This window comes from Kitasatospora sp. NPDC058478, from assembly GCF_042720345.1.
Classification (GTDB): domain Bacteria; phylum Actinomycetota; class Actinomycetes; order Streptomycetales; family Streptomycetaceae; genus Kitasatospora.
Window position 1 is genome coordinate 1 of sequence record NZ_JBHXML010000172.1, and the last position, 1023, is coordinate 1023.

At 76.4% G+C, this 1023-nt stretch carries 2 protein-coding genes; both read right to left on the bottom strand.

All coding sequences use genetic code 11. The annotated features are described in order from the left end of the window. Positions 1-119, bottom strand: a 119-nt coding sequence (locus tag ACFWPT_RS40935; protein WP_380488140.1) for an SAM-dependent methyltransferase, incomplete at its 3' end; no start/stop codon positions are given. After that, a partial coding sequence (gene cbiT, locus ACFWPT_RS40940) for a precorrin-6Y C5,15-methyltransferase (decarboxylating) subunit CbiT (protein ID WP_380488138.1) occupies positions 116-1023 on the bottom strand: 908 nt, incomplete at its 5' end. The genes cbiT and ACFWPT_RS40935, both read right to left, overlap by 4 nt.

Consider the following 1023-nt stretch of genomic DNA (forward strand, 5'->3'; position numbering starts at 1 on the left):
TCGCGCGGTACCAGGCTGCCGGCGTACAGGCAGACCTCGGCGCGGGCCAGGAGGCGCTGGCCGCGCAGGGTGATCAGGTCGGCGGCGCCGGGGCCGGCTCCGATGAAGTGGACGGTCACGACGCGTTCTCCTGAGGGGTGTTGGGCTTGACGGCGGACCACTGGGTGACCGGCATGGCCTGCCGCCACCCGGTGAAGCCGCCCACCGGGACGGCGTGCGCGACGGCGAGCTTGACGAGCTCCCCGCCGTGGCGCCGGTACCACTCGGTGAGCAGCGCCTCGGATTCCAGCGTCACGGTGTTGGCGACGATCCGGCCGCCCGGTCGCAGGGCGGCCCAGCAACTGTCCAGCAGGCCGGTCGCGGTGAGGCCGCCGCCGATGAACACCGCGTCGGGGGCGGGGAGTTCGGCGAGCGCGGCGGGGGCCGGACCGGTCACCACGCGCAGTCGTGGCACGCCCAGGGCGGCGGCGTTGCGGGCGATCCGTTCGGCCCGCACCGGGTCGCGTTCGATGCTGACGGCCTGGCAGTCGCGGTGCGCGCGCAGCCACTCGACGGCGATCGAGCCGGAGCCGCCGCCGACGTCCCAGAGCAGTTCGCCGGGGGAGGGGGCGAGGATGGCGAGGGTGGCGGCGCGCACGTGCCGCTTGGTGAGCTGGCCGTCGCTCTCGTAGGCGGCGTCGGGAAGGCCGGGGACGAGCGGGTTGCGGGGGCCGTCGCCGAGGTCGACCGCGATGACGTTCAGCGGGTCGCCGGGTGGGTGCGGCCAGCCGTCGGCGGTGCCGTCGAGCCGGCGTTCGGCCGGGCCGCCGAGCTGTTCGAGCACCCGCAGGCGGGCGGCGCCGTAGCCGCGTGTGGTGAGCAGTGCGGCGACGGCGGCCGGGGTCGCGGCGTCGGCGCTCAGCACGAGCAGGCGGCGGCCGGGGTTCAGGGCCAGGGCGAGGGTGTCCAGCGGGCGGCCGACCAGGCTGACCACCTCGGTGGACTCCAGCGGCCAGCCGAGTCGGGCGCAGGCGTGGGAGACGG